The following is a 26,539-nucleotide window of genomic DNA, read 5'->3' as shown; positions in this document are numbered from 1 at the left end:
CGGAGCTCTGGGATGGCAGTCACGGATATTTCAGATTTTCAGAATGCCGAACAAGAACTTGAACATCTTTACGAACAAGCTGTACAGACGTTGGAGAAGGCCGAAGCTGCCGGTGATAGCAAGGGAGCAGCGGCGGCCGAGAGCCTGCGTAGACAGATATTCCGGGCCCAAGATGATTTGGTCATCAAAGGACTTCGTGGTCTGGCTCAGAAGCTTCAAGACTTCCGTCTTGAACTCGATTCGCTGACGCGGAGGGCACGAAACTGGCCGTTCCCCTCGAACGAACCCCGCCCGGCTCAACCACGCGATCCAGGACCAAGTACTGAACCAGGTGGCGCTCACGGCATGCCGGATGCGCCTCCGAGTTCAAACTTGGACAGCCCTCAGCCGGCTCCAACAGGCCAGCCCGGACAATTTGTGCAGGCACGCAAGATCGCCGCAAAGACTATCCTCTATGTTGATGCGCAAGGTCGCCAGCTCGCGAAAGAAGGGGGGTCTCGTAGTTGGCGAAACAACAATCCCGGCAACATCCGCAAGGGCAATTTTGCGACGATATCGGGCGCGATTGGAGATGACGGCGCTTTTGCGATCTTTCCTGAATATAAACTTGGATTTGACGCGATTGTCACGCTGCTCAGATCAAATGCCTACGTCAATCTGACTTTAAAGGATGCTGTGTTCCGTTACGCACCTCCGAACGAGAACGATTCGGACCAGTACTTGGCCTTTCTCGTGAGGCAGACCGGTATCTCGGGCGCTACCGTGTTGTCCACGCTCGCCGTTGCCGACATTCGCAAGATTGCAAAATTCGTACAGATCGTTGAGGGATGGCAGGTCGGGATTGAGCGATCCGATGAACCCCCGTCATCGAGCAATGCGGGTGCGCCGATATCTTCGGCTGCTGGCGCCGCGATGGAATGGATGGACATCGCAAAACGTGAAGCAGCCCTTCCAATGCGCGAACGCTCACAATGGGCGGATCCCGGTGAGAATCCCAGGATTCTGGAATACTTTAGAGTCGCTTGCGCCTGGTTCGATCCCGCTGGTGGAGATGAAGTCGATTGGTGTGCTGCATTTGTAAATTATTGCCTGGCGACAGCGGGTTATGCCGGAACTGACCATCCAGGGGCAAGGTCATTCTTCTGGAACAAGAAAAATCAATTTGTTCGATTAGAGCAACCCAGGTATGGCGCGATCGCCGTGCGCCGCTACGAACCCTTTTCAGACCCCAACTGGGCGACAGGTGAAGGACACGTCGGGTTTGTTCACACCTGGACTACAGGCTCAGTGGAGCTCCTCGGCGGGAATCAATCAAACGCCGTGAAGCTCGAAACCTATCCGCTGGTTAGGAAGAATGCGTCGGGCAAGATTACGGCCCAGTTTGTAGCTTTCATGATGCCTGTAATGAACTGATCTGCGCAACACGGAAGGACCACCCGCGCGACATCTTCTTAGGCTAACGCATTGCGAGCACGTGACGTTCTCGACGCGATCGGCGACACCTCCCCAGAGTGCCCTCGCGAGCGTGTATCAACGGAGGATTACGCCATACCCGCATTAGTGACAACATCGTTGGCGCTGTGAGCTGGCTATGGCTTCGCACGCCTTCTCTTGGAATGCACGAGCAGTCGGAAGTGATTATGTATATCGATCCAATGCAAAGCCTCATTGGGCGCTGATCGCCACGAGGAAGCTGTCTTGCGCAAGGAACAACTGGCTGTATAGTAACGAGGCTAATGCTGGAATGGCTTCTGGGGGAGGCCGCTATTTCAATACTCTTTTTTTCTTCTCGACTCATTAAACATAGCCGGAAGAATCTCTTCCGCATTGTGTTGATGTCAAGCGCGGCATTAGTGATGCCGCCAGAGCCTGCTCGAGCGCAGCAAGCAGCATTTGCGTAGACAATTCTTATGTCGCAAACTCGTATCCCGGCTCCATTTTCGTTTCCGAGACTGCACTCACCTATTCATACTCGAACTGCCCCAGGGCGGGTGCGAGGCTCAATCAGCGAGTTCGTCTGCAGGTAGGTCAATCTCTCTACTTCTGGTTCCGCTTACAAGGTGACTGGTCGTACTTAAATTCAGCGCAAAGCTATCAACCGTTCCGTCTGAATTTTTACAGAAACAATGGCGTCGCTCTGGTAGATCAGGGCTCTCTGCTCATGGGCTATCTCGATAGGTCAGCACTCATCCGTGAAACGCAGATTGCTGATGGTCTGTTCGATTGGCGGCTCGGAGCGGAAAAATGGAAATTCAGCATTCCAGGCCTTTACCAAATTACGTTGTCGCAGGGCGACACGCTCGTGAACTGCCCGAGAACTGGCCTATTTTTGGGAGCATCTTGCAGCTGGCAAATTGAGGTAGTTCCTTGAGTGACGACAAATCGACGAGCGACTTCCACCTTTTGAAGGCTGCCGGTTACGTGCGGCAATTAATTGCCCATGTGGCCAACGAAGGAACTGTGCAACTCGATGGAGATGCTATCACTCCTCTTTTGGTGGCAGTGAGCAAAATAGACAATCTCACTCCCGAAGAGGAGACGCAATTCTGGAAAGACTATCAGGCCTTAGTAAAGCAAGCGTTGCCCGCGCGTCCTGATGCTCTATCCTACGCCGATTATCTCGATGCTGAAACGTTCGGCAATACTGCGGATCCCGAGGTTAAGAAAATTGTTCGACAACAAGAATCACTCAAACGAATACGCCGAATTTCAATCGCAGCATTTAGTGTAACCCTGGTGCTTTTCGCTTATCTGTCGATCACAGAAAGTGCGATCTCAAGAAATAATTTAATCTCGGAAGAGTATTCCAACCTTGGAGCCGGAATCACCAAGGGTTCAGCAATTGAGAAGACCTACCAAGCCATCAAGGATGAGCCGACGCGTTCTCCCAACCAAGCCAGCAATCCGAGCTCGGGAGATCGGTCCGCTGCGACGGGAAGTAGTCCACCTCTGCCTAAGCCCGATGGGGGTGGTGGTTCGGCTGAAGGTGCAACACCGAATTTCACGTCGGCCACCAAAGAGCAACGTCAAGATCTTCTCATCGAAAAGCGCCGGAATGAGCTTGAAACACTTGCCGGTTACAATGACTCTATCTTGAGATTTCTTCAGTTCAGATGGCTGACAGGCACAAAGCTGCCCACGCAATTTAGTCCCGTAGATGGCTCCGTCCTTGTAGCTCAACAATCCGTAAACGCACTAATATCGAAGTACTTGCTGCCAGTGTTTGCTGCCCTCCTAGGTGTTACTGTCTACATTCTTCGATCGACCAGTGCCGAGATAAAATCACTTTCTTTCCGGACCTACGAGTCGGGGGTCTACTCAAATCGCCTGGCCTTGGGCGTTGTTGGAGGGATTGCAATCAGCTGGTTTTCAGTTACCGACACCACTGGTATTGTTGGCTCCATTACGCCATCAGCGCTCGCATTTCTCGTCGGGTACTCCGTTGAAGTTCTCTACAATATTTTGGATTCTCTCGTGAAAGCGCTTGGAGCGAACGAGAAAGGCTAGCACATTATCAGGCGAACAACCGAGCTGACCTGGCGACCGTAGCGTCGTCTGTAGCTCGATGACGATGAACTCTCCGGGCCGCGCGCTTCGGAAATCGGTCCTCAGCGAGCCGCTTCTTTCCTGATCTTTTACCGGATGGATTATCGATTGCCGACCGTGGCTAGCCTTCGAGGATTTCCTCTAGCTCCGGCAATTCGGCAATTCGGAATCCCTGCCCTGTGCTACCAGCCGGAACGGAGGGCGGGCCGATCGGAGTCGTCTGGGGCAGGAGCACTTTCGATGTCGATGGTCAAAGAACGGCAGGTCGCGATCCGGGCTCTGAGTGGCTGGGCGATCCCGGTGTTGCAGGAAGCCGGAGCGATGTCTCCTACTGGTCCCGCAGCAGGCGTACCCACCAGGCACGGCTATGTCTGCTGCTGGGGATTCAGCGGTCGTGACCTAGCTGGAAAGGCGGCCGCGCTTGGATGTTAATCCAGCGCCAACGGCTTGCAGCTCTGGGCGACGAGTTATAGCGACACTACTTCCTACCATGGACGTCTTGCATCCCCTGACGCTCCCCCACCGAGGGACTATCGACCTAATCGCATTATGAACCAATCATATTGGGCGCCGAGCCCAACATTGAGAAGGTTGAGGTCCGAGGAGCCTGCTATGAGGCACGGCCGGGCAGACGGAAGGGGCGTGGCTGTTGAAGGCTAGTCCCAGCGTTAGTTTATTAGTTTATGGAGACCGCTAACGGGCGCCAGTCCCTCTCCGCATCGATCACGCCTCGGCCATCTTCGCGAGCACTCGCTGCACGAGCGTGGGATCGCGATAGACGCTGCGTGGCTTTAATAGATGTTGGACCTCAATGGTCAGCTTGTGGACGGCTGGATCTTCGGCGGCGAGCCGGGTCAGGGCGGTACCGAATTTGAGCGTGGTCTCAAAATCCGCCGGACGTTGCCCCCGGGTATCGGGAAACACGAAGTCGAGTAGGGCCACCGACCACGGTGTCTCGATCAACGTCTGCACCTCGGCGAAAAAAGCAGGTCCCAGCGCAGCGATTGGATTGCTGTCTTCGCCTAGTCTCTCGATCAGCCTTTGCAGCAGGCACGCCTCCAGCGCAGCCACGCTCATGCCTTGGCCGTAGACGGGATTGAAGCGGCAGATTGCGTCGCCGATGGGAAGAAGTCCGCGTGGGAGGACGTAGAGCTGCTCGAAATGGCGCCGCACACTCTCCGGGAATCCGTAGCGCGCGACCCCGTCCAGGCGCTTGGCGCGGCTGATCGCGTTGTAGATCGTCGGCGTCCGCAGCGCCTTCGCGTAAGTCAGGAAGCCCTCCGCATCGCCAGGCGGCCCGTCACCATGGCGCCCACCAATGGTCACCATCCAGCGGTTGCCTTCGAGCGGCAACATCAGGCCGCCACGGCTGTTCTGGGGCGCCTGGCCGAAGGTCATGACGCCTTTCCAGTCAGTCGAGGCGTCGTCCGGGATGGCAAAAACGCATGTGGCATAGCCGAGATCGATGCCAATTGTGGTCTCCTCTGGCAGTGGTCGGCCGATCGATTGCAGCAGAGCGAGGGTGAGGGCGCCGCGTCCGGAGGCGTCAACAACCAGATCCGCCGCAATCGTTTCGCTCGCGCCGTCGCCGTTCTCGTAGCGCACGCCGGTGACCGCATCTCCATTTGGCGTCGCCAACACTTCCTGCACCCGGCAGCGCTGGTACAGCGTGGTATTTCCGCGGCTTTCCACCCGCCGTCGCACGGCGTGCTCGATTGTCGGCCGTGACGCCGCGTAACCGAACCAGCCGAGATCGCGTTGCGGAAAGGGATCGTAGCCAGGGCGTTCAACGCGAACATCGAGCCCAGCCCTGAGCGGTACGGCTCCCGCCCGCGTGAGATCCTGTTCGAACCCCGGGAACAGCTCGCTGAGGGCACGCTGGCCGCTGAGCAGCAGCCCATGAACGTGCCGCGCCTGCGGCGTTCCCGCGCGGTGCGCAGGCTCCGAGGACAGAGCGTCGCGCTCTAGCACAACTACCTGATCGAAGCGGTCGGAGAGTGCCCCCGCGGCCGTTAGCCCGGCCATACCGGCGCCGATCACGACCGCCTGTTTGCCAATTACAGTCGACGCCATCGCCACCTCCCAACTGCGTGCTCCGCCGCGATGTACAGGCTCATTGCCTCACATTGTTATCAAGCTCCAGCCACAGTCAAAGAAGGACTAGGCCGGCGATGCAAGCAATGCTTGCCGGGACGACATTCCCTTCGGGCGTATTCATCCTTTTGCCTACCTAGCGGCCATTCTCAAAGCAAACTAACCTGACCGGCTCGACAGAGCTTGTGAGCTGGCTAACAATCTTCGTGCTTTAGCAGCGATCTCATACTTGCAGGTGGTTCGCTCACTGACACGGTCTGCTCTCATGTGGGCTGATCTGGATATAAGTCAGGTCTCTTGCTGACTGGGACGTGTCAGAGTTTCCCACGAAGCGGCACACCACTCCCAAAGAGATCATGGAGGGTCGGGCCGAATAACACGCGATGTCCGCTGTTGAGGGAATGGCGGACCGAGGGCGGGGGTATTCTTCGGCTTCCGCAAATGACCCCGTGCCGGAAGACGGCATCTGCGCCACGAGCCGGCCTGTTCGGGGCCAATTCCGGCCGTCCACCGCCGTCAGATATCGAAATTCATTCGAGGGATCGGATGCCTCGCGGGTCGCTACTTCGGTGCGAGGCGACGTAGTCGATTTCGCTGCGCGTAATACCGATATCCTTTAGCTCCATGTCATTTAAGTCGGACAAGTTGGCTAGTAACCTCCGGCGTTTGCGCCATTCCTGAAATGCATTCCAATATGTTTCGAGAGGACTAGAACTGCCGCCTTGTGGTGGCTGGTCCTAGCTCGGTGGTCCGGTGGATCGTGCTCATTGCGGTGTGTCCGGTCTGGACTGTTCACGAGGCGAAGTTGCCGCAAGATGCTCCAGCGCGCTTAACTGGTGGCTTACATTTCCCTTACCGGCGGCTTATTCTTCGTGTGCTAGGGGTGCTACAGAGGCGTTCCCGAGAAGGAATGGCAGCTTGCGTTATCTTTTCGAGGATTACACATTCGACACCGACCGGCGCGAGCTGCATCGGGAGACCGATGCGGTGTCAATCACACCTCAGGTTTTTGACCTGCTCGATTACCTGATCCGCAACAGGGAGCGAGTTGTCAGCAAGGACGACCTCATCAAAGCCATTTGGAATGGGCGCAGCGTCTCTGACGCGGCGCTGACAACACGCCTGAATGCCGCCCGGGGTGCAATCGGCGATTCCGGCGAGCAACAGCGCTTTATCAAAACACTTCCGCGCAAGGGCTTCCGCTTCGTCGGACAGGTGCGGGAGGCGCGAGACGTTGCGGGCCCAAATCCGGGCGATGCGCCCGAGAGCGCTCCTGCAGTTCCCGACAAGCCCTCCATCGCCGTGCTGCCGTTCGCGAACATGTCTGGCGATCCCGAGCAGGAGTACTTCGCGGATGGGATGGTTGATGAGATCACGACCGCGCTTTCGCGGTTCAAAGGGTTGTTCGTGATCGCGCGCAACTCGAGTTTCACCTTCAAGGGCAAAGCGGTCGACATCAAGGAAGTCGGACGCAGGCTTGGCGTGCGCTATGTCCTCGAGGGGGCGGTGCGCAAGGCGTCGGGGAAAGTTCGCATCACGGGCCGGTTGTTTGAAGCAGCTACGGGCACACACATCTGGGCGGACAGGTTCGAGCGTGATATGACGGACATTTTCGCGCTGCAGGACGACGTCACGCTCGCCGTTGTCTCAGCTATTCGGCCCAAGTTGTTTCAAGCAGAACTTGCACTGGCGTCGCGGCGGCGACCGGAAGACTTCACCGCCTACGATCTTTATCTTCGGGCCATACAGCAGATAGGCCCAGCGACCCGCGAAGGGTTGGCCGAGGGACTCCGACTGGTCCAGCGCGCCCTGGAGCTCGACCCCCGGTTTGCTGCTGCCGCCGCTCTGGCAGGTGCCTGTCACGCGGAAAACGTGGTTAGGAACTACGCCATCGATCCTCGATTCGAACGCAAGGAAGCCGTTCGGCTCATGCGCTTAGCATTGAGCCTCGACGATGGCGATCCAGACAGTTTAGCAACTGCTGCGTTGATCTCGGCACTTATGATCGGCGATTGTGAGACTGAGATCGAGATGTCCGACCGGGCTGTTGCGCTCAACCCAAATTCATATCGCACGTGGAACTGCAGAGGTTGGGTCTATAAGATTGCGGGGCAGCCAGAGGAAGCGATCCGGAGCTTTGAACGTGCCATGCGAATCAGCCCGGTAGACTTGCAACAATTCACAGTCTTAACCGGGATGGGATTTGCCCTTATTGAGCTTCGTCGCTTTGACGAGGCCATCAGTGCAGGGAAGAAAGCCCAGCGTCACAACCCCTGCTATCCAGGACCATACCGCTGCCTCGCGTCTGCTTTCGCCCATCTCGGGCGCGACGCCGAGGCCCGTGAGGCGGCGGCTCGTATGCTTGAGATCGACCCCGCTTTCACAATATCGGCGTGGATCGCCCGGAGCCAGCTATCAAAAACTGCGAAGCTGATGATCAAGGGTTTTCGGAAAGCGGGGTTGCCCGAGTAGCTCTCCAATGTCCACGAGGTGATCGAATAGCGGCACTCTGGCGCATGAGTCCGGTTATGTGACTTTAGCGGCCGTGCCGCATGGGCCGGATGATGTCCGCCTTGGAGAGCAGAGCAGAAGCGCTTTTAAAGCCGAACGATATCGCCTTTTGACCCATATCGGACTCTCGGCGCTTGTCAGCGCAGCTTCTTAGAGGCGCATCGCCAAGTAGTCGGTACCCCAATGATGCGCGCAACCGTCGTGATCCAAATGGCGAGACTAGCTCCGCGAGAAGGGCGAAGAGCTTTCAGTTTGTCAGGCGCGCCCTATCGAGGAAGAGTTGCACCTCCTGGAAAAGCTGGATCCGATTCTTCTCCAGCATGAGGAAATGGGTCCCCTCGCCAAGCATGACGAGCCGCTTGTCGGGGCCGCTCGGCAGCTTGTGGAAAATCGCTTGCGCGCCCTCGGGAGGGGCGAGCCTATCCCACTCCGCGACGATCACCAGCGTGGGGACCTTGATCCGCGCCGGATCATAATATGGCTTGCCTGCCTGCCAATAATTCCTGTTGTCCTGAAATACGCCGGCGGGGCTGCGCAGCACCGGCGGGGTCTGTTTGGAGCCGACGGGATCGGAGGCGACGGCGGCCGCCGCCCACGCCTCGAACCCCGGCATCAAGTCGGCCTTTCGATCATCGGGTGCGCCGGCTTGCAGGCGTTCTCGCGTGGGCGGGGCTGCAACGTACGCGCCCAACGAAGGGGGCGTAGTTTGCGAGGGCGGCGGGGTTTGCAGCCATACAGGCGCAAAGAGCACGAGGTTGTCGACCTTGTCGTTGTGGTCGGCGGTGTAGGCCGCGGTGATGACTGCCCCCCATGACCAGCCCACGAGACTGAGCTTGGAAACGCCTCGTCGCTGAAGGATGAAATCGATGGCGGAGCCGGCATCCCTCACCGCGACATCGGTCGTGACGATGGGAGGATTACTGGCGGCTGGCTGATCCATTTCCGGCGGCCGCGTCGATCGACCGTAACCGCGCGCATCAACCAGATACACATCCCAGCCGCGCTTGGCGATGTAGTCCATCCAGGATAGTCCTTCGATCTGAAAATCGAATGTCGCCTCGCCTGGCAAGGTCGCACCGTGGACAAACAGCACCGTTTTCTGTGCTGTAAATTGTGTCATGCCTTCCGGGTGCTTGTTTCTGACGTACAGCTTTATCCCGGGATCGACAGCGTCGATCATGAAGTGCTCGGTCACCAGCTTTTGCGCTGGATCGGCCGCAAAGGCGGACTTGGGCGCAGTGGTCTCGGCCTTTGCGAATCGCGTGGCCAGTACGACACCGCCGAGGGCGAACGTGCTGCTGCAGAGCGCCTCACGTCTGGTGATCATCATGATCTTCCTCCCTGCTTTGGGGCCGGATGACGGTCCCGGGCCAGCCGGAGGTCGCGCCAGGGAACCCCGGCGACCACACTCTACTCTCTCCGGCGGCTATCAGTGAGGAAGATCGGACCCCGCGACGTTGTGTCCGGTCTTGGGGAATTCATTGCAAGGAACGGGGTGCCCAATCGCAAAGCTCTCAACTTCGAACGAAGAGGAACATCAGATGAAAGGCCGCTTGTGGGACTTCAGAGACCTGCCAACAGCCCGTCACGACGTCTGCTGCTCAGGGCAGACCGGAAGCGGCGGCTTGGTCGCCAAAACGGCGCTCATGACCCAAAGGCGACATAGGCGTCACCAAGTCTAGATCCCTCAACCAGAAGCGCGTCGGTCGATGATGCTAGATCGCAGCCGCGGGCCTGCCTCACATCATGAATCAGAGGGCATGAATCCCGTCTCTAGTACAATCGCTTTCCACCGTGCCGACTCGGTTGCAATCAGTTGGTTAAACGCACCCATCGAGATCGGATCGAGGTCAACCGACAGTTTTGCCATGCCCGATTTTACCTCGTCGGAGTCAAGAGCCTCTTGAATCGCGTTATTAAGCCTCTGAACGATATCCGTCGGCGTCTTGGCTGGAACGAAGAAGCCAAACCAGGTGACATCCTCAAGCGAGGGATAGCCGGCTTCCGCCATGGTCGGCACATCCGGCAGATACGAGCTCCGGCGCCGACCGGTGGTTGCCAGCGCACGGAGATCACCGGATCGGACTAGACCTAGCGAAGTGCCCATCGGCATAATAGCCGATGCGATTTCGCCCTTGAGGAGGTCGTCGATCGCTGCCCTGCCCTGATAGGGAACGTGAAGATATTCGAACTGTGCAGCGCGCCCCAGCATCGCACCGATAAGATGGAGCGTGGTGCCCATGCCCGCGGTGCCGTAGGTGGCAAGTTTAGGATTAGCACGGCACCATGCGATAAAATGGGCAAGGGTTCTTACCTCGCCGGGCACCTTCGGACCCACCGTCAGCAATGTCGGAAATGAGGCGACGGTGGATACTGGCGTAAAATCGTTCGCCTCGTACCTAAGCATCTTGTGCGTGTGCGGAAAGAGCGTGAGAAAACCAAGCGGCGCGAACAAAATGACCGATCCGTCCGCATCGGCAGTCTTCACAGCTCCCGCCGCGATACGGCCGCTGGCGCCCGGCCGGGTCTCCACGACAATGGATGTCGCATAGCTCTTCATATGGTCGACAACCAGCCTCGCGACCGCGTCAGGCAGCCCGGGCGTGAAGCCCGTCAGGACATGCACCGTTTTCGAAAGAGCCTGTGCCAAGCTCCGCGATGCAAAAACGGGATAAGAGACCGCGAGACCAGCAGCTGAGAATTTCAGCATCTCACGACGTGTCGCCATGACCGCTCTCCACTGCATGCTTGAAGACAACCAGTGTGTTCGACGGCAGCAAGAATTGATACAAATGGGGTAGAGGTCGGCGACACATTTGCAGGCCTTGCTGACGCCACGACTGCAACTGTTGGACGTAACCTGTCAATGAGAGTGCTGGAAATAGCAGCACATGTCTAATACGATAATGTGAGGCTTCTATAACTGTTTTGATAAGGAGCAGGGATGCAACCCGTCGAGCGCGCTCGACGCCGTATCAAGTTGCGCGAACTAAACATTCTGCTTGCCGTGGCGCAGCGCGGCAGCATGGCGAAAGCGGCAGCTGACCTGGCAATCTCCCAACCGGCGGTGTCGCGGGCGATCGCGGACCTGGAGCATGCGCTCGGGCTCCGACTTCTCGACCGCAATCGCAATGGCATAGAGCTCACACTCTGCGGCCGCGCGCTGGTCAGGCGCGGCTTGGCGATCTTCGACGAGTTGACGCAAGGTCTTCAGGAGCTCGAATTTCTTTCTGACCCGATGCGCGGCCAACTGCGCATTGGCAGTTCCGAGAGCGTGGCAGCAGGCCTGCTCTTGGCCGCAATCGGTCGGTTTGCGGAACAGCATCCGAACATTCGACTGAACGTCGCGCAGACTGTTCTGAGCTCGACGCACTATCGTGAGCTGCGCGAACGCCGCATCGATCTGTTGCTGGGCTGGATTCCGACGCCATTTGCTGAGGATGATCTGGTTGTTGAGACCATCTTGAATGAGCCTCGGGTGGTGGTTGCGGGACGGCAGAGCAAATGGGCGAAGCGTACGAAGCTAAGCTTGGCTGAGCTCGCGGATGAGGCCTGGATCTTGCCTCCTCCGGATACTTTTCCCGGCACGGCTGCTGCTGATCTGTTTCGAGAAAGTGGATTAGGCATGCCTTGTACCCCTATCACGACGCTATCCATTCATCTTTGCTGCGGATTGGCTGCAAGCGGGCATTTTGTCACCCTGCTTCCAAGCTCGATCATGCACTTCAGCGGTCGCGCTTTTTCGCTGAAGAAATTGCCGGTCGAGCTCCCGAAAACGTCGGCGGTATCGGTTGCGATCGTGAGGTTGAAGGGCCGTACCCTTAGCCCGGCCGCCGACCTCTTCATCGAATGCGTCCGTGAAGCTTCGGAATGCCTGGTGGGCGAGGGGCGAACCCAAAGACCGTGAGCTCCTGATGCGGTCGGCCTTGCCTGCCACGGCTGCCGGTCCACTCATCCGCTATTGGCCCCGAGCTGCCCAATTCGAGGGGCGGAGGTTGTCCGCTCCGCCCGGTAATTCAGACGTCAACCTGTTCTGCTATTGCGAGCGCGTCGTCGACCTCGATCCCGAGGTATCGCACGGTGCTCTCGATCTTGGTGTGCCCCAGCAGGAGTTGGACGGCGCGCAAGTTGCCCGTGCGACGGTAGATCAGCGTCGCCCTGGTTCGCCGGAGCGAATGCGTTCCGAACAAGTGCGGGTCCAAACCGACATTGGCAATCCACTCGGCGAGAAGACGCGCGTATTGCCGAGTCGTGAGGCTGCGGTTTAGGCCGCCGCGACCGGTGAACAGGTAGTCGCCCCGCTTCTTGCCGGTAGCCTTCACATAGTCGTCGACGGCTTGCCGCGTTGCCTCGGTCAGTTCGAATTTGACCGGGCGGCCTGTCTTCCTCTGCCGAACAATAGCCCGGTCAACCGCATAGCCACTCGGTGCAATGTCATCGACCTTGAGTGCCACAACGTCGCAACCGCGAAGCTTGCTGTCGATAGCGAGGTTGAACAGAGCAAGATCGCGGACGCGACCTTCGACCTGGAGCTTTGTCCGGATAGACCAGACATGCTTGGGGCGGAGTGGCGGCTTCGGGCCGATGATCTTGCCCAGGGACACGCCCAGAGGTGGCTGCGGCGATGCTTGAAGCTTCGGTTATGGTGACCTCCTCAGTTAGTGAGGCGGGCCACAGTGTCGTAGGTTGCTGAAACCGCGTCGGCTTTCGGACGATTGGAGATGTAGTTTGCTCCAACTGGATCACCTGGCCGTCGCTCCTGACCCCGAGCCGACATTGGCTAACACATGAGAGTCAATTATGATCTTCCCCAGCCTCATTTGCTTTGGGTGCTCTCTCAATGGCTGGACGAAGCTTCAAACAGCTACTTTGCGTCGCCAGTGCGGTGGCATTTCCCCTCCTTTTGGATGTGCTCACGCTGAGTTCGCATCGCGCCTTCGCCCAAGCAGAACCGGCACCACAAGCTGCCAGTCCCCGCTTTCGTGCGGATGGACCGACTGCAGACGAATTTGGCCAGAAGGACAGATATCCGAGTTGCAAGGGTATCGACTATGTTGACCAAAAGCGCTGCCGGGTAGGCGCGCTAAGCCGCTATGACGCGCTGTTTCCTGCACGCATTATCAGTGCTCCTAAACAGTCAATCCCGCTGGCTCGCGCAGCGCACGAACCCGTCATTCACTATGCCTTCGCCGGACTCAAGCTGACGCTCGACGACTACCTCAATCGCCAACCGGTCACTGGCCTATTGATTGCGAAAGACAATACGATTCTGGTCGAGCGCTATCAATACGGTCGCAATGATACGGATCGCATGACGTCCTTCTCGTTGGCGAAGACGGTAGTTGGCCTTCTGATCGGCATCGCCCTGAAGGAGAGCGCCATCGCGTCCGTGGATGACTTGGCGCAAACCTACGTCCCCGGTTTGAAGGACACCGAATATGGGCGTACGCCGATCAAGGCTTTGCTGCTGATGTCTTCAGGTGTTGCATTCTCGGAGGATTACGGCAGCAGATCCAGCGATATTAACAAGCTGGCCCGTCTGACGATTGAGCCGGGCTCTCCCGGCAGCCTCGCCGCGGTGAAGCAGTTCAATACCCGTCTCTCCCCGCCCGGCGTGCGTTTTTCTTATTCGTCCGCTGAATCGCTGGTACTGGGCCTCGTGCTCGCGGCCGCCACCAAGCGAACCGTATCCGACTATGCCGCCGAAAAGCTCTGGCAGCCTATGGGAGCGGAAGCCGATGCGACGTGGATCATCGATGCGACCGGGCAGGAAATCACGTTTGCCTATGTCAACGCGGTGCTGCGCGATTGGGCGCGGCTCGGCCTGATGCTGGCCAATCACGGCAATTGGAATGGAAAGCATGTCGTGCCTGCAGACTGGCTCACGGCATCGGCTGCTGATGCGCTTCCCACAGACTCACCCCTGGCGAAGTACGGTTATCAAGTCTGGTATTCCGCAGATACCAGGCGTTTCGCGCTCCAGGGCCTCCGCGGACAATTTGTCTTTGTCGATCCGGACCTAAAGCTTGTTCTCGTTCAGACCGCGCTCAGCGGTGATCAGCCCGCGACCGCTGAGCTGTTTGCTCTTTGGAATGCGCTGCGAGCGCAGGTTCAGTAGGCCGCGGGTGGCAAGACGCCGTTTCGGCTTGTGGCCTAAGCCGAACAGCGGTCGAGCGGTCACCATGTCGGCTCTGCGAGGTAGGCCAGACGTCCCCGATCGCCTGCCTTGACCGCGGCTGTTGACCGATGCTGTCGAAAAAGGGGCTTGAGGAGCCGAGCGAACAATGATTCCTGCTGAGGAGGCGGCAGGAGAGTCGGCGATGATGGGGCGGCAGGACCGGGATCAGCGGCAGCTCTTTTATGAGTTTTGCCTCGACGAGATGATCCCGAGGGACCACCTGTTGCGACGGATCAATGTGTTTGCGACCGCCGTCTGACCGATTTCACGGCAAAGCACCGGACGAGCTGGACTGGACCGATGCGCAACGTCAGAAGCGTGCGGTGGCCGAGTATCTAGCTGGACTTGAGGCGGAGGCCCAGGACCAGGAAGAAAAGGATAACCGTAGTGGCGGTTCTGGCGGGACGCCGACCGCAAAACCCGATCGCAAGCCGCCGAAGGTGATCTCGCCTTCCGATCCGTCCTCGGCCTGGACGGCCAAGGCTAACAAGCGCGTGCAGTTCGGGTATGGGCTCAACTTCTTATTGACGTCATCACAATACGGTGTCGCAATCAGGGATGGACGAGTGCTGCCTCCGCAGGTACGTTTTTATAGGGCCTCAGGAATACAAAACGGGACGCCACGGAAATCTCTGCGTCAGCTCGGCCATCTTGGCCGATGAGGATTAGTCCCGCTCCGCCATTGGCTACAGTTAATATGACCGGCTCGCCTTCCCATGTATTGATCGGCTCCATTCCGATAATGAGAAATTCACCGATCGGCTGATCTAGGTATTGAAGCCTCAGGTGCGGAGCGATCTCCGCTGCCGCAAGACCAAAACCTAGCTGTTGAGCGCGGGCATAAATTTGCCCCAGCGACGCAGTCTCGGTTTGAAAGCCGAGTTCCGCCGCCGATACCGTAAAGAGCTCCAGGTCTGCTTTCGTGGCGCTGAGGGTAAACGCCGGTCGAGCAAGAATTTCCCCAGCCGAGCCTCCGACACCACAACCTACTGCATACAACGCGTTACGAAGAGCAAACGAATCTGAAAACCTCCCTACTGTAATCTTCTTCCATACCGGAATATCGACGGCAGACCTGACTAGAACCTGCGGCATAATAGGTGAGGCAGTCTTCTTGAGTCTCAGTTGGTTTTGCAAACCATCCCTCGCCGTGCATTGAGCTCTGGCCTCGCTCGGGAATCCGAGGCTGCACGTGCAGAGCAGCATAAGGATAATGGCGCCTTGCCATCCTATCGAATGATGCGGTGTTGTGACATCTCGCCTCGAGCGATTCGAAGTGACGTAGTCGATCTCACCGCGGGGGATACCAATATCCGTTAGCTCCCTTTCGCTCAGGTGGCACAATTGGGTTCGCAGCCTCTCGCGCTTGCGCAACCCCTGAAGTGCATTCCAGAACGCGTCCCAATATCTTTCGAGAGGGCTGTAGACTTGCCGCTTTGCGGTTGCTTGCCCTAGCTCGGCGGACCCGTGGATCGTGCTCATTCGATGTGTCCAGGCTTGGATCGTTTCACCAAGCGAGGATGCTGCGACCGGCGTTGGCGCGCTTAACAGGTGGCTTACATTTTCCTTACCGGCAGCTTATTCTTTGGGCCAGCGGCGCTGGAGGGCCTCCCGAGGACCCGAGGCTACCTGGGAGAATGGCAGCTTGCGTTATCTCTTTGAGGATTACGCATTGGATACTGACCGGCGCGAATTGCACCGCGCAACGGACGTGATCGTTGTCACACCCCAGACGTTCGATCTGCTTGATTACCTGATCCGAAACAGGGAGCGCGTTGTCAGCAAGGACGATCTCATCAGCGCCATCTGGAACGGACGCATCGTCTCTGATGCGGCGCTGACCACCCGCCTGAATGCCGCCAGGATCGCGATCGGCGATTCCGGCGAGAAACAGCGCCTGATCAAAACACTGCCGCGGAAGGGCTTCCGTTTCGTCGGACAAGTGCGGGAGGCGCGAGAAGTTGCGGGTCCAAATCCCGGCGATGCGCCCGAGAGCGCGCTTGCGGTTCCCGACAAACCCTCCATCGCCGTGCTGCCGTTCGCGAACATGAGCGGCGATCCCGAGCAGGAGTATTTTGCCGATGGGATGGTAGAGGAGATCATCACGGCGCTCTCGCGGTTCAAATGGTTGTTCGTGATCGCTCGCAATTCGAGCTTCACCTTTAAAGGCCGAGCCGTAGATATCAAGGAAGTCGGACGCAGGCTTGGCGTGCGCTATGTCCTTGAGGGGGCTGTGCGCAAGGCATCTGGGAAAATTCGCATCACAGGGCAGTTGATTGATGCGGTCACGGGCGCGCACATTTGGGCAGACAGATTCGAGCGTGACCTCACAGACGTTTTCGCTCTCCAGGATGAAGTCACGGTCGCAGTTGTCTCGGCCATTCGGCCAAGGTTGTTTGAATCAGAACTTGCAATGGCGACGCGACGGCGATCCGAGAACCTTACCGCGTATGACCTCCTTCTACGCGCCGCGCAGCAGTTCTATCTGTTGACACGTGAAGGGTTGGCCGAGGCACTTCGACTGCTCCATCGCGCCTTGGAGCTTGACCCCGGGTTCGCCGAGGCCGCTTCCTTGGCGGGTGCCTGTCATATGCGAAACGTCCTTTTTGGCTACTCGCTTGATCCTCAATTCGAGCGCAACGAGGCAATTCGGCTTTCTCGCTTGGCCCTGAGTGCCGACCATGGTGATGCAGAGACGTTAGCAACGGCTGCCGTAGTCTCGGCGTACATGGTCGGCGACAGTGAAAGTGCGATTGCAATGGCTGACCGGGCGGTCGCGCTCAATCCGAATTCATTTGGTGCATGGTTCAACAGAGGGTGGGCTTACAGAATTGCGGGGTTGTGGGAGAAAGCGGTTCGAAGCTTTGAACGCGCCAAGCGCCTGAGCCCGGTAGACCCGATGCTATACTTTGGGATAGGGACGGCCCTTATTGAGCTTCGACGGTTTGACGAGGCCATGATCGCAGGGAAGAAAGCCCTTCGTCACAACCCCTCCTTTTCGGCAGCTTACCGCCTTCTGGCGTCCGCCTTCGCCCATCTCGGACGTAACACGGAGGCGGGTCAGGCGGCGGCGCGGGCGCTTGAGGGCGATCCCGCCTTTACAATATCTGCGTTCATCGCTCGGGGCGGACAATCAAACTCGAAGCTTATGATTGAGGGTCTGCGGAAAGCGGGGTTGCCCGAATGAGCCGGCGCGCACCCGTGCCGACGCGGTGATCGAACAGGTCCTGCTTGCTGCGCTGCATGAGTCCGAATCTGGCCCTTCAGCGAGGTGGCGGTACGCCTCGTTGAGGTCCGTTCAATGGGGCATAGCGGACTGGATTTGCTCAGGTTGAGCTTTTCGCATTTTGACCCATTTCGGACCTTGGGCATAGCCGGACATCGACCCACAATCGTGCTATATAACCATTCGATTTCCCCAGTACGGGGGACCATCTTGAACAGCGAGCACGTAGAGCGACGACTAGCAGCTATTCTGGCGGCGGATGTCGCAGGCTCCTGCCGCTTAATAGGGATAGACGAAGAAGGCACGCTGACGCGACTGAAAGCGCTTAGAAGGACGCTTTTCGATCCCAAAATCGCTGAGCATCGCGGACGCATCGTCAAGAATACCGGGGACGGCGCTCTCGTTGAGTTCGCCAGCGTCGTCGACGCCGTGCGATGCGCCGTCGAAGTTCAGCGCCGCATGGCCGAACAAAATATCGACGTGCCGCAGGACAAGCGTATCGAACTCCGCATCGGCATTCACGTCGGCGATATCATCATTGATGACAACGATATCTTTGGCGATGGCGTCAACATCGCCGTGCGTCTCGAAGGGATCGCAGAACCGGGAGGTATTTGCATTTCCGACGACGCGCAGCGGCAAATCCGGGGCAAGGTCGAGCTTGCCTGTGTCGATATGGGCAGGCAGGCCCTCAAGAATATTGCTGAGCCCATGCGTGCGTGGTGCGTGAGGTTTGACGTGGCTGTGTCGACGTCGATGAGACCATCTGCGGTTACTGCTCAACCTCTCACAGTTCCCGGCAAACCTTCCATTGCTGTTCTGCCATTCATCAACATGAGCGGCGATCCGGAACAGGATTACTTTGCCGACGGCATGGTCGAGGACATCATCACGGCACTGTCTCGCTTCAAGGCGCTGTTCGTCATCGCCCGCAATTCGAGCTTCACCTACAAGGGACGCGCCGTCGACGTGAAGCAGGTCGGACGCGAGCTTGGCGTGCGCTACGTGTTGGAAGGGAGCGTTAGGAAGGCGGCAAACCGGGTGCGCATCACGGGACAGCTCGTCGACACCGCCACTGGGGCACATCTTTGGGCAGAACGGTTTGATGGAGGTCTCGGCGACATCTTCGATCTGCAGGACCAGGTTACTGAGAGCGTTGTCGGGGCGATCGCCCCAGCGGTTGAACAAGCCGAGATCGAGCGCGCCAAGCGCAAGCCGACCGAGAGTCTCGATGTCTATACGCTCTACTTACGCGGTTTGGCCAGGTCTTATCAGTTTGCGAGCCGGCAAGCGAATGACGAGGCATTGCGCCTGTTCAACAGCGCGATCGAGCTCGACCCAGATTTTGCCTCCGCCTATGGTTGTGCAGCCTTTTGCTATGTCATTGCCAAGTTCAATGGCTGGATTTCAGGCACAGCGAACGAGATTGCCGAAGTGACGAGGCTCGCCCAGCGGGCGGTTGAGTTGGGCAAGGATGACGCGATCGCGCTCGCCGCCAGCGGGCAGGCGTTAATGTATGTCGTTCGCGATCTCGAGGCAGGCGCCGCCTTGATCGATCGCGCGCTTGTGCTCAATTCCAATTCGGCGGAGGCATGGTATTGCGGCGGCTGGGCAAAAAACTGGCTCGGCGAGCCAGAAGCTGCGATCGTGCGCTTCGCGCGTGCCATGCGCCTGAGCCCACTTGATCCGCGGATGAGCGGTATGCGGACTGGGACCGCGCTTGCCCATTTCCTCTTGGGCCGCTATGACGAAGCGGCATCGTGGGCGGCAATGGCATTGCAGGACAGGCCGGATTATCAACCTGGATTACGCATCGCCGCCGCAAGCAACGCAATGGCCGGGCGACCGGAGCAGGCAAGTCAGGCAGTGGCTCGGCTGCGGCAAGTGAATCCCGCGTTACGTCTTTCCACTCTCGAGGACGTGCTGCCCCCTTATCGGGCCGAAGACCTCTCGCGATACGAGGAAGGATTGCGGCGAGCCGGGCTGCCCGAATGACCATCGCAGCCAATGTTCGCCCCTGGCGACGAGCTCATCGAATGAGTGCGACTTCCGCTAGTGGCCCCCGAGCCGAACAGCGGTCCAGCCGTCACCATGTCGGCTTTCCGAGCTAGGCCAGACGTCTCCAACCGCCTGTCTTGACCGCGGCTGTTGACCCAAAGCAGTCGAAGGCGCGCCGACGCTGATCTCGGCGTCCGAACGGAATGATCTGGTCCCACAAAGCCTGAACGACGGATCAAAACGACTCCTGCGATAAGGAGCCCTCCGCCGATCAGACGGGAAAGATCGACTGACCTTTGTGCCAGGCCCAGTCAGCCGAAGTGATCGACAGTGATGGATGCGATCATCTGCTTCGTCAGCAGGGGAGTGATCAGCGCCGCAGGCCCGAGATGGTACGCGACACCGATCGAAAGTCCGATGAAGATCGCTCCAAACAGCCCGCCGCTCCAGGTCATCAGAGAATGCGTGCCATGATTTTCCCTGACGGGATCGGCTCACGGGACATTCCTGATCACGCAGTCGCTGAGTTTGCGGTGGAGGGGCGCAAGGCCGCCCAGCGAATTGGCCTATCCAACCTTCGGACAAAGTAACGAGAATCGACGAGGGTCTGGCCGCTGTCGGACTGGTTACCGACGGCTGTCACTGAAAACAAACCATAGTGTCAGTTGCGCAAGCGTTGTTCAGGATTGCGCAAGGCCGACGGCTGCATGGTCAGCAGAATTGAAAATATGCAAGATATTTCACCGGGGGCGTTACCTCGATGTTTACTATATACAACTGCATCGCCTACGAGCATGACCTGCGACTTGTGGTACTGGCAGCCGCCGTATGTGCACTTGCGTCTTTCGCAGCAATCAACTTCTTAAATCACGTCCGCAAGACAACCGGCTATATGCGCGATATCTGGTTGTGCGTCGCAGCCACCGCGAGCGGATTCGGCATCTGGGCGACTCACTTCATCGCTATGCTTGCGTACTCGCCAGGCATTCCAAGCGGATACAACATTATCCTTACCATACTGTCGCTCCTTGCGGCGATCCTGCTCACCGGCGTGGGTCTTTCAATCGCGTCCGGAAATAGAGTGCCTGCCGGGCGCTGGATCGGGGGGGCGACGGTCGGCGGCGGCATCGCGGCGATGCACTACACCGGAATGGCAGCCTTCGAGATCGCCGGACGGATTCAGTGGGACGCCGCTTTCGTTGTCGCTTCTATAGCGCTGGGTGCAGCGATCGGAGCGACGGCGCTGCCCGCCGGCTTGCGCGACGGGTCATTGAAATGGAAGGCCATCGGGGCGATGCTGCTCACGCTGGCAATCTGCAGTCATCATTTCACCGCCATGGGCGCGGTTTCGATCATTCCGGACCCGACAGTCGCGGTGTCGGAAATGGCAATCCCTGCCGGCTGGCTTGCGCTCGGCGTCGCGCTCGCATCGCTGGCGATCCTGTTGCTCGCCTGCGCAGGCCTTGCGCTCGATATCCGTGAACGCCATCGCGCCGAATTGGAAGTCGATCGCATGCGCGGACTTGCCGATGCGTCGGCCGAGGGATTGTTGGTCTGCTATGGCGACAAGATCGTTTCGATCAATTCAAGCCTGACGGAGCTGACGGGCTATGTCCCCGACGATGTAATTGGGAAATCGCTGGCGATCTGCCTGCCCGAGGAGTCTCTCAGGCACAGGCTGGTCACGAGGCCACGGGAGCGTATCGAGGCCGAGTTGCGCGACGTTAACGGCCAGTTCATTCCTGCTGAATTCATCCTTCGCACGATCGATTTCGCCGGTCAGCCGCATCATGCGATCGCCGTCCGAGATCTGCGTGATCGGAAGAAAGCTGAGGAACATATTCATTTCCTGGCGCACCACGACGCACTAACAGGCTTGCCTAACCGAAACAGCTTCAACGCCCGGCTCGACCACGAAATCGAGGTGCACCAAGTCTCGGGTCAATCATTTGCCGTGTTCTGTCTCGACCTTGATCGCTTCAAGGAAGTAAACGATCTGTTCGGTCATGCCGCCGGTGACGCACTTCTGAAGAGGGTTGCGAGATGCGTTACCGCCGTTCTCGATCGGAGCCAGATGATGGCGCGGCTCGGTGGCGATGAATTTGCCATTATCGCAACAAATCTCTCCGGTCCATCGGCGGCGGGCCGCATCGCCGAGAATATTATCGAAGCGCTGCGGATCGAAAACGAATCATCGACTACGGCCTCGTTCGTGTCCACCAGCATTGGCATAGCGATTTTCCCAAACGACTCCCAGGACGGACGGGGCCTTCTCACCCACGCGGATACGGCACTCTATCGCGCCAAAACCGATGGTCGCGGAGTTTATCGCTTCTTTGAAGCCGAGATGGGCATTGAGGTGCGAGATCGGCGCATGCTGGAGCGCGATCTTCGCAGCGCGATTGCACGCCGTGAGTTTGAACTGGCCTATCAGCCGCAAGTCCGGCTCGATACGCGCGAGATCGCGGGCTTCGAAGTCTTGTTGCGGTGGCGTCATCCGCAGCGCGGTCAGGTTCCGCCGTGCTTGTTCATTCCCGTTGCGGAGGAAAGCGGTGCGATACAGCACATTGGCGAATGGGTACTGAGGCAGGCATGCCAAGAAGCCAGCGGCTGGACTAACCCGCTCAGCGTCGCCGTGAACGTCTCCGCGATGCAACTGCACAATCCGCAGTTTACACAACTCCTTCACGAAATCCTTGTTCAAACTGGGCTGAAGCCGGGCCGGCTCGAATTGGAGATCACCGAAACCGCGCTGATCCGCGATTTCAATCGGGCGTTGGCGACTTTGCGTCAGCTCAAGGCGCTTGGGGTCCGGATCGCGATGGACGATTTCGGGACCGGTTACTCGTCGTTGTCGAACTTGCGGGCATTCCCGTTTGACAAGATCAAGATCGATGGCTCGTTCATCAAGTCGGTCGGGGCCAACGAGCAGGCGGCGACCATCGTTCGGGCGGTGCTCGGCATTGGGCGCGGGCTCAAGCTGCCGGTCTTAGCGGAAGGCGTTGAGACGCTCGAGGAACTCGGTTTCTTGGGTGCCGAGCTGTGCGATCAAGTTCAGGGATATTTGGTGGGGAGGCCGGCCGATATAGCTGGCTTCCGCTACCTCACACATGCCGCGGAGAGCGCACGCGATCTCGAGTTTCCCCTACCTCATACCGGAGACGGCGCTGCGCTGAAAGTCGTCAATCGTTAATGGGGGATCGGCGCGGCACACTCTCGCTAGATTTCATTGGGCGGTTTGGTACGACCGACTGCAACGCAGCCAGCAACTGACCCGGAGCAGAAGTGGCAGACCAAGACCCGAACCTCTGTCACGGGCACCAGCCTACGATCCGGAGGTCAGGAGTTCGAATCTCTTCGGGCGGGCCACGCCCGACGATGATGGGCACTACGTCTACGCTATAGCACTCTAATCCAGTCGATTTTTGCCACCTGAATTGCATAGCGCCTCCACCAATATTTGCGGGACGACCGACCACGGAATCTCGCTGACTTAGCCAGGCTCAATAAGGATGGCTTTGCGGTTTCGCATGATCGTTGCCGCAATCTCCACGATTCCATTCCGTGTGTTCGTACGCCGCCGCTAGGTGATAGTGATCTGCATCAGAAGAAAAATCATCAGGGGCGAAGTGTCCAGGTGCAAAGATTTCGGATCAATCAGGTAGCTGGGCTGCACTGCGCACGGTGAGGTCTTGCGCTTCCTTCACGGGAGGAGGCAATCTCATGGGTTATGGAAGAGCCAGCAGCGGCCGATAGTTGGCCCTGTAAAGTCGGCCCGACAGCAGGCGCACGAACACGTCGCGAATCGTCGGAGGAAGACTGCGCAGATGGTCTCGGCGATCGGTCTGTTGCTGCACCCAGCCCACACGCGCCGATCGCCTGCGGACGAACTCGGGGACGACTTCCGATGCGGCGCTCGCGCGCGAAACAATCTCAGCCAGGACCAGTGCATCCTCGAAGGCCATCGCCGCGCCGCACGCCATGTTGGGCGACATCGCATGGGCTGCATCGCCGATCAGCACGACGCGTCCTTGGCCATAGCATGGGTCCGCGACCTCCTCGATGGCCGAGAAATGGATCGGGTCGGCTGGCTCGAGCCGGGCAAGAACCTCGGGAATCGGACTGGCGAAGGCGGCGAAATTTTCACGGAGTCTTTCGATGCTCCTTTGCGCAGGATCATGGATGGGCCGGGCACTGGCCTTGTCCGCGTAGCAGTATGCCAGTTCATTGCCGATTGGCAGCATCAAGAATGCGGACTGCGTGCCGAGAAACACCGTCCAGCCTTCGAGATCCGGCGGCCGCCGAACAATGAAACGCCATCCTACCTGGCCGCGAAACTCGACATCCAAGTCTCCGTACTCCAATTGCCGAATGGACGACCGGATGCCATCCGCGCCCACGACGAGGTCGTAGGTTTCGCAGGAGCCGTCGCTCAGATGAATGCTGCGATCGCTTCGGGGTCGGAACGAACCACGCCTTCACGTTGAATCTTTCCCGTTCGATCAACAATGCAGATCGCTGTTAGCTTCAGGGACACGTCCAGTCCGACATATTGTTCCATTGCAGCTCTCCTGTTTGTGAGGCCCAAGAGGTGAGCCTCATCGATTCCTGGAGAGCTGATTCGCAGCCTCAGTATGGCTCTGGCCCGGAATTACCCCATGTGTAAAAACGCGAAGGATCGAAACGCGACTAGAATTTCATTCTTTAGTTTGTCGTCTAAGTTGATGGTGTTTGCGAGCTTGAGCGCGAGAGCGGTCTTGGACGAATAACCTCTTCTATCGTGCTCGAGCGTCTTGGCGTTTTCACACAGCCAAGACCCATACCGGAAGTCAGCATCGGCGCCACGACGCTTCCCCGATCCTCCACCGCTGCCAGATATCGACATTCATTCGCCGGAAAGGACGCCTCGCGGATTGCACCCTCCTTGGGAAGCGAGGTAGTCGATTTCGCTGCGCGTAATGCCGATATCCATTAGCTCCCTGTCACTGAGGTCGCGCAACTTGGTCAGTAATCTCCGGCGTTTGCGCCACTCCTGAAATGAATTCCAATATGTTTCGAGAGGACTGTAGACCTGCCGCTTTGCGGTTACCGATCCCAGCGCAGTGGTTCCGCGGATAGTGCTCATTAGGGTGTGTCCTGTCTGGAATGTTCACTAGGCCGAAATTGCCGCAAGATGCGCGGGCGCGCTTAACTGGTGGCTTACATTTCTCTTACCGGCGGCTTATTCTCCATGCGCTAGTTCAGAGGCGACCCCGAGAAGGAATGGCAGCTTGCGCTATCTTTTCGAGGAATACGCATTTGACACCGACCGGCGCGAGCTGCATCGGGGGACCGATGCGGTGTCGATCACGCCGCAAGTTTTTGACCTGCTCGATTACCTGATCCGTAACAGGGAGCGGGTTGTCAGCAAGGACGACCTCATCAAATCCATTTGGAATGGGCGCAGCGTATCTGACGCGGCGCTGACAACCCGCCTGAATGCCGCCCGGGGTGCAATCGGCGATTCCGGCGAGGAACAACGCTTTATCAAAACACTACCGCGCAAGGGCTTCCGCTTCGTCGGACAGGTGCGGGAGGTGCGAGAGGTTGCAGATCTAAACTCAGGCGATACGCCCGATAGCGTTCCTGCACTTCCCGACAAGCCCTCCATCGCCGTGCTGCCGTTCGCGAACATGTCTGGCGATCCCGAGCAGGAGTACTTCGCAGACGGGATGGTTGAGGAGATCACTACCGCACTTTCGCGGTTCAAATGGTTGTTCGTGATCGCTCGCAACTCGAGCTTCACCTTCAAGGGCAAAACCGTCGACATCAAAGACGTCGGGCGCCAGCTTGGCGTCCGCTACGTTCTCGAGGGGTCGGTGCGCAAGGCGTCAGGGAAGGTTCGGATCACCGGACAGTTGATTGATGCGGTGACAGGCACGCACATTTGGGCAGACAGGTTCGAGCGTGACCTGACGGATGTTTTTGCACTTCAGGACGAAGTGACGGTCGCCGTTGTCTCAGCTATTCAGCCAAAGTTGCTTCAAACGGAAATTGCCATGGCGACGCGGCGGCGATCAGAGAACCTGTCCGCCTATGATTTTTTTCTCCGAGCCCTGCAACAGTATTACCTACCGACCCGCGAAGGGGTGGCCGAGGCGATAAGGCTGGCTCATCGCGCCCTGGAGTTGGACCCTGGGTTTGGCCTTGTCGCGGCTCTGGAAGGTGCCGGCCACGGGCTCAACGTCCTTCTCGGCTACGCCATCGATCCTCAACGCGACCGCAACGAAGCAGTTCGGCTTCTTCGCTTGGCATTGAGCCTCGACGATAACGATCCAGAAACGTTAGCATGGGCTTGCCTAATCTCGGCGTACCACGTCGGCGACTGTGAAAGCGCGATCGAAATGGCTGACCGGGCGGTCGCGCTCAACTCCAATTCATATTGGGCATGGAACTGCAGAGGCAATGTCTACAGAATTGCGGGGCTGCCGGAGGAAGCGATCCGGAGCTTTGAACACGCCCTTCGCGTGAGCCCGGTAGACCCGCGCCTACACCGAGCGCTTTCTGGGATGGGCGTCTCCTTTATCGAGCTTTGTCGCTTTGACGAGGCAATCGCCGCAGGGAAGAAAGCCCAACGTCAGAACCCCTCCTATTCGCCAGCTTACCGCTGTCTCGCATCCGCCTTCGCCCATCTCGGACGCGACGTTGAGGCCCGTGAGGCGGCGGCGCGTCTGCTTGAGACCGATCCTGCATTTACAATATCTTCGTGGATCGCTCGGGGCGGACAATCAAACGCGAAGCTGATGACTGAGGGCCTTCGGAAAGCGGGGTTGCCCGAGTAGATCTCCACTGTTCACGAGGTGATCGAATAGCGGCACTCTTCTGCGGCGAGTAAGTCCGGAGTTGGCCCTTCAGAGACCTGCCAACAGCCCGTCACAAGGTCTGCTGCTCAGAGTAAACCGGAAGCGGCGGGCTTGGCCGCCAAAACGGCGCTCATGACCCGCAGC

The 26,539-nt window shown here is 58.4% G+C and carries 20 protein-coding genes and 1 pseudogene; 10 read left to right on the top strand and 11 right to left on the bottom strand.

Features of this window, described 5'->3' with window-relative positions:
- Window positions 1-12: 12 nt before the first annotated feature.
- Window positions 13-1,413: a TIGR02594 family protein gene (locus J6524_RS11520; RefSeq protein ID WP_225670546.1), complete on the top strand. Its 1,401-nt coding sequence runs from the start codon at window positions 13-15 to the stop codon at window positions 1,411-1,413.
- Window positions 1,414-2,367: 954 nt separating this feature from the next.
- The gene (locus J6524_RS11515) at window positions 2,368-3,507 is read left to right on the top strand and encodes a hypothetical protein (RefSeq protein WP_225670544.1); all 1,140 of its coding nucleotides are present in this window, start codon (window positions 2,368-2,370) and stop codon (window positions 3,505-3,507) included.
- A gap of 762 nt (window positions 3,508-4,269) precedes the next feature.
- On the opposite strand, the gene J6524_RS11510 is transcribed toward J6524_RS11515, so the two are convergent.
- Window positions 4,270-5,619, bottom strand: coding sequence for an NAD(P)/FAD-dependent oxidoreductase (locus J6524_RS11510; protein ID WP_225670542.1), 1,350 nt, complete (start codon window positions 5,617-5,619; stop codon window positions 4,270-4,272).
- Between the two features lie 551 nt (window positions 5,620-6,170).
- Window positions 6,171-6,284, bottom strand: a complete 114-nt coding sequence (locus tag J6524_RS11505) for a YjiS-like domain-containing protein (protein WP_249789413.1) — start codon at window positions 6,282-6,284, stop codon at window positions 6,171-6,173.
- Window positions 6,285-6,558: 274 nt separating this feature from the next.
- Between J6524_RS11505 and J6524_RS11500 the strand changes: the two genes are divergently transcribed.
- Window positions 6,559-8,112: a winged helix-turn-helix domain-containing tetratricopeptide repeat protein gene (locus J6524_RS11500; RefSeq protein WP_225670540.1), complete on the top strand. Its 1,554-nt coding sequence runs from the start codon at window positions 6,559-6,561 to the stop codon at window positions 8,110-8,112.
- Window positions 8,113-8,398: 286 nt separating this feature from the next.
- Here J6524_RS11500 and J6524_RS11495 read toward each other — a convergent pair whose 3' ends face one another.
- Window positions 8,399-9,331, bottom strand: a complete 933-nt coding sequence (locus J6524_RS11495) for an alpha/beta hydrolase (protein ID WP_225670538.1) — start codon at window positions 9,329-9,331, stop codon at window positions 8,399-8,401.
- A gap of 564 nt (window positions 9,332-9,895) precedes the next feature.
- Complete coding sequence (locus J6524_RS11490) at window positions 9,896-10,879, bottom strand: Bug family tripartite tricarboxylate transporter substrate binding protein (protein WP_225670536.1); 984 nt, start codon at window positions 10,877-10,879, stop codon at window positions 9,896-9,898.
- A 216-nt stretch (window positions 10,880-11,095) separates the two neighbouring features.
- Between J6524_RS11490 and J6524_RS11485 the strand changes: the two genes are divergently transcribed.
- A complete protein-coding gene (locus J6524_RS11485) occupies window positions 11,096-12,058 on the top strand; it encodes a LysR family transcriptional regulator (protein ID WP_225670534.1) in 963 nt (320 codons plus the stop codon).
- 109 nt (window positions 12,059-12,167) lie between these two features.
- On the opposite strand, the gene J6524_RS11480 is transcribed toward J6524_RS11485, so the two are convergent.
- Complete coding sequence (locus J6524_RS11480) at window positions 12,168-12,755, bottom strand: tyrosine-type recombinase/integrase (protein WP_225670533.1); 588 nt, start codon at window positions 12,753-12,755, stop codon at window positions 12,168-12,170.
- A 236-nt stretch (window positions 12,756-12,991) separates the two neighbouring features.
- On the opposite strand from J6524_RS11480, the gene J6524_RS11475 reads away from it, so the two are divergent.
- Window positions 12,992-14,269, top strand: coding sequence for a serine hydrolase domain-containing protein (locus tag J6524_RS11475; RefSeq protein ID WP_225670532.1), 1,278 nt, complete (start codon window positions 12,992-12,994; stop codon window positions 14,267-14,269).
- Window positions 14,270-14,435: 166 nt separating this feature from the next.
- Window positions 14,436-14,588: a hypothetical protein gene (locus tag J6524_RS11470; protein WP_225670531.1), complete on the top strand. Its 153-nt coding sequence runs from the start codon at window positions 14,436-14,438 to the stop codon at window positions 14,586-14,588.
- Window positions 14,589-14,881: 293 nt separating this feature from the next.
- Here J6524_RS11470 and J6524_RS37685 read toward each other — a convergent pair whose 3' ends face one another.
- Together J6524_RS37685 and J6524_RS37680 are read right to left on the bottom strand one after the other, a co-directional pair.
- Window positions 14,882-15,535: a hypothetical protein gene (locus J6524_RS37685; protein ID WP_249789428.1), complete on the bottom strand. Its 654-nt coding sequence runs from the start codon at window positions 15,533-15,535 to the stop codon at window positions 14,882-14,884.
- Window positions 15,536-15,625: 90 nt separating this feature from the next.
- Window positions 15,626-15,811, bottom strand: a pseudogene (locus J6524_RS37680) (YjiS-like domain-containing protein); the annotation flags it as partial.
- A 163-nt stretch (window positions 15,812-15,974) separates the two neighbouring features.
- Between J6524_RS37680 and J6524_RS11460 the strand changes: the two are divergent.
- Window positions 15,975-17,516: a winged helix-turn-helix domain-containing tetratricopeptide repeat protein gene (locus J6524_RS11460; protein WP_225670529.1), complete on the top strand. Its 1,542-nt coding sequence runs from the start codon at window positions 15,975-15,977 to the stop codon at window positions 17,514-17,516.
- Window positions 17,517-17,765: 249 nt separating this feature from the next.
- Entirely contained in the window at window positions 17,766-19,550 is a 1,785-nt protein-coding gene (locus J6524_RS11455) for an adenylate/guanylate cyclase domain-containing protein (protein ID WP_225670528.1), read from the top strand.
- A gap of 314 nt (window positions 19,551-19,864) precedes the next feature.
- Here the strand turns inward: J6524_RS11455 and J6524_RS11450 are convergent, their stop codons facing one another.
- On the bottom strand, window positions 19,865-20,008 hold the full coding sequence (locus tag J6524_RS11450) for a DMT family transporter (protein WP_225670527.1): 144 nt from the start codon (window positions 20,006-20,008) through the stop codon (window positions 19,865-19,867).
- 305 nt (window positions 20,009-20,313) lie between these two features.
- Here J6524_RS11450 and J6524_RS11445 point away from each other — a divergent pair, with 305 nt between their 5' ends.
- Window positions 20,314-22,746 carry a bifunctional diguanylate cyclase/phosphodiesterase gene (locus tag J6524_RS11445; protein ID WP_225670525.1) on the top strand — a complete coding sequence of 811 codons (2,433 nt, stop codon included), beginning with the start codon at window positions 20,314-20,316 and terminating at the stop codon, window positions 22,744-22,746.
- A 535-nt stretch (window positions 22,747-23,281) separates the two neighbouring features.
- Here J6524_RS11445 and J6524_RS11440 read toward each other — a convergent pair.
- From J6524_RS11440 to J6524_RS11435, 3 genes are all read right to left on the bottom strand, one after another.
- Entirely contained in the window at window positions 23,282-23,953 is a 672-nt protein-coding gene (locus tag J6524_RS11440; RefSeq protein ID WP_225670523.1) for an FAD-dependent monooxygenase, read from the bottom strand.
- A gap of 32 nt (window positions 23,954-23,985) precedes the next feature.
- Window positions 23,986-24,114: a hypothetical protein gene (locus J6524_RS37355; protein WP_283843299.1), complete on the bottom strand. Its 129-nt coding sequence runs from the start codon at window positions 24,112-24,114 to the stop codon at window positions 23,986-23,988.
- Window positions 24,115-24,438: 324 nt separating this feature from the next.
- Window positions 24,439-24,678 carry a DUF1127 domain-containing protein gene (locus tag J6524_RS11435; protein WP_225670521.1) on the bottom strand — a complete coding sequence of 80 codons (240 nt, stop codon included), beginning with the start codon at window positions 24,676-24,678 and terminating at the stop codon, window positions 24,439-24,441.
- Between the two features lie 145 nt (window positions 24,679-24,823).
- Between J6524_RS11435 and J6524_RS11430 the strand changes: the two genes are divergently transcribed.
- Window positions 24,824-26,374 (top strand): winged helix-turn-helix domain-containing tetratricopeptide repeat protein, encoded by a 1,551-nt coding sequence (locus tag J6524_RS11430; protein WP_225670519.1) that lies wholly within the window; start codon window positions 24,824-24,826, stop codon window positions 26,372-26,374.
- Window positions 26,375-26,539 lie beyond the last annotated feature (165 nt).

Origin of the sequence: Bradyrhizobium hereditatis (genome assembly GCF_020329435.1) — a bacterium.
GTDB classification, from domain to species: Bacteria; Pseudomonadota; Alphaproteobacteria; order Rhizobiales; family Xanthobacteraceae; genus Bradyrhizobium; species Bradyrhizobium hereditatis.
The sequence above is the reverse complement of the archived record's forward strand: the minus strand, read 5'-3'. Positions and strand labels throughout refer to the sequence as shown.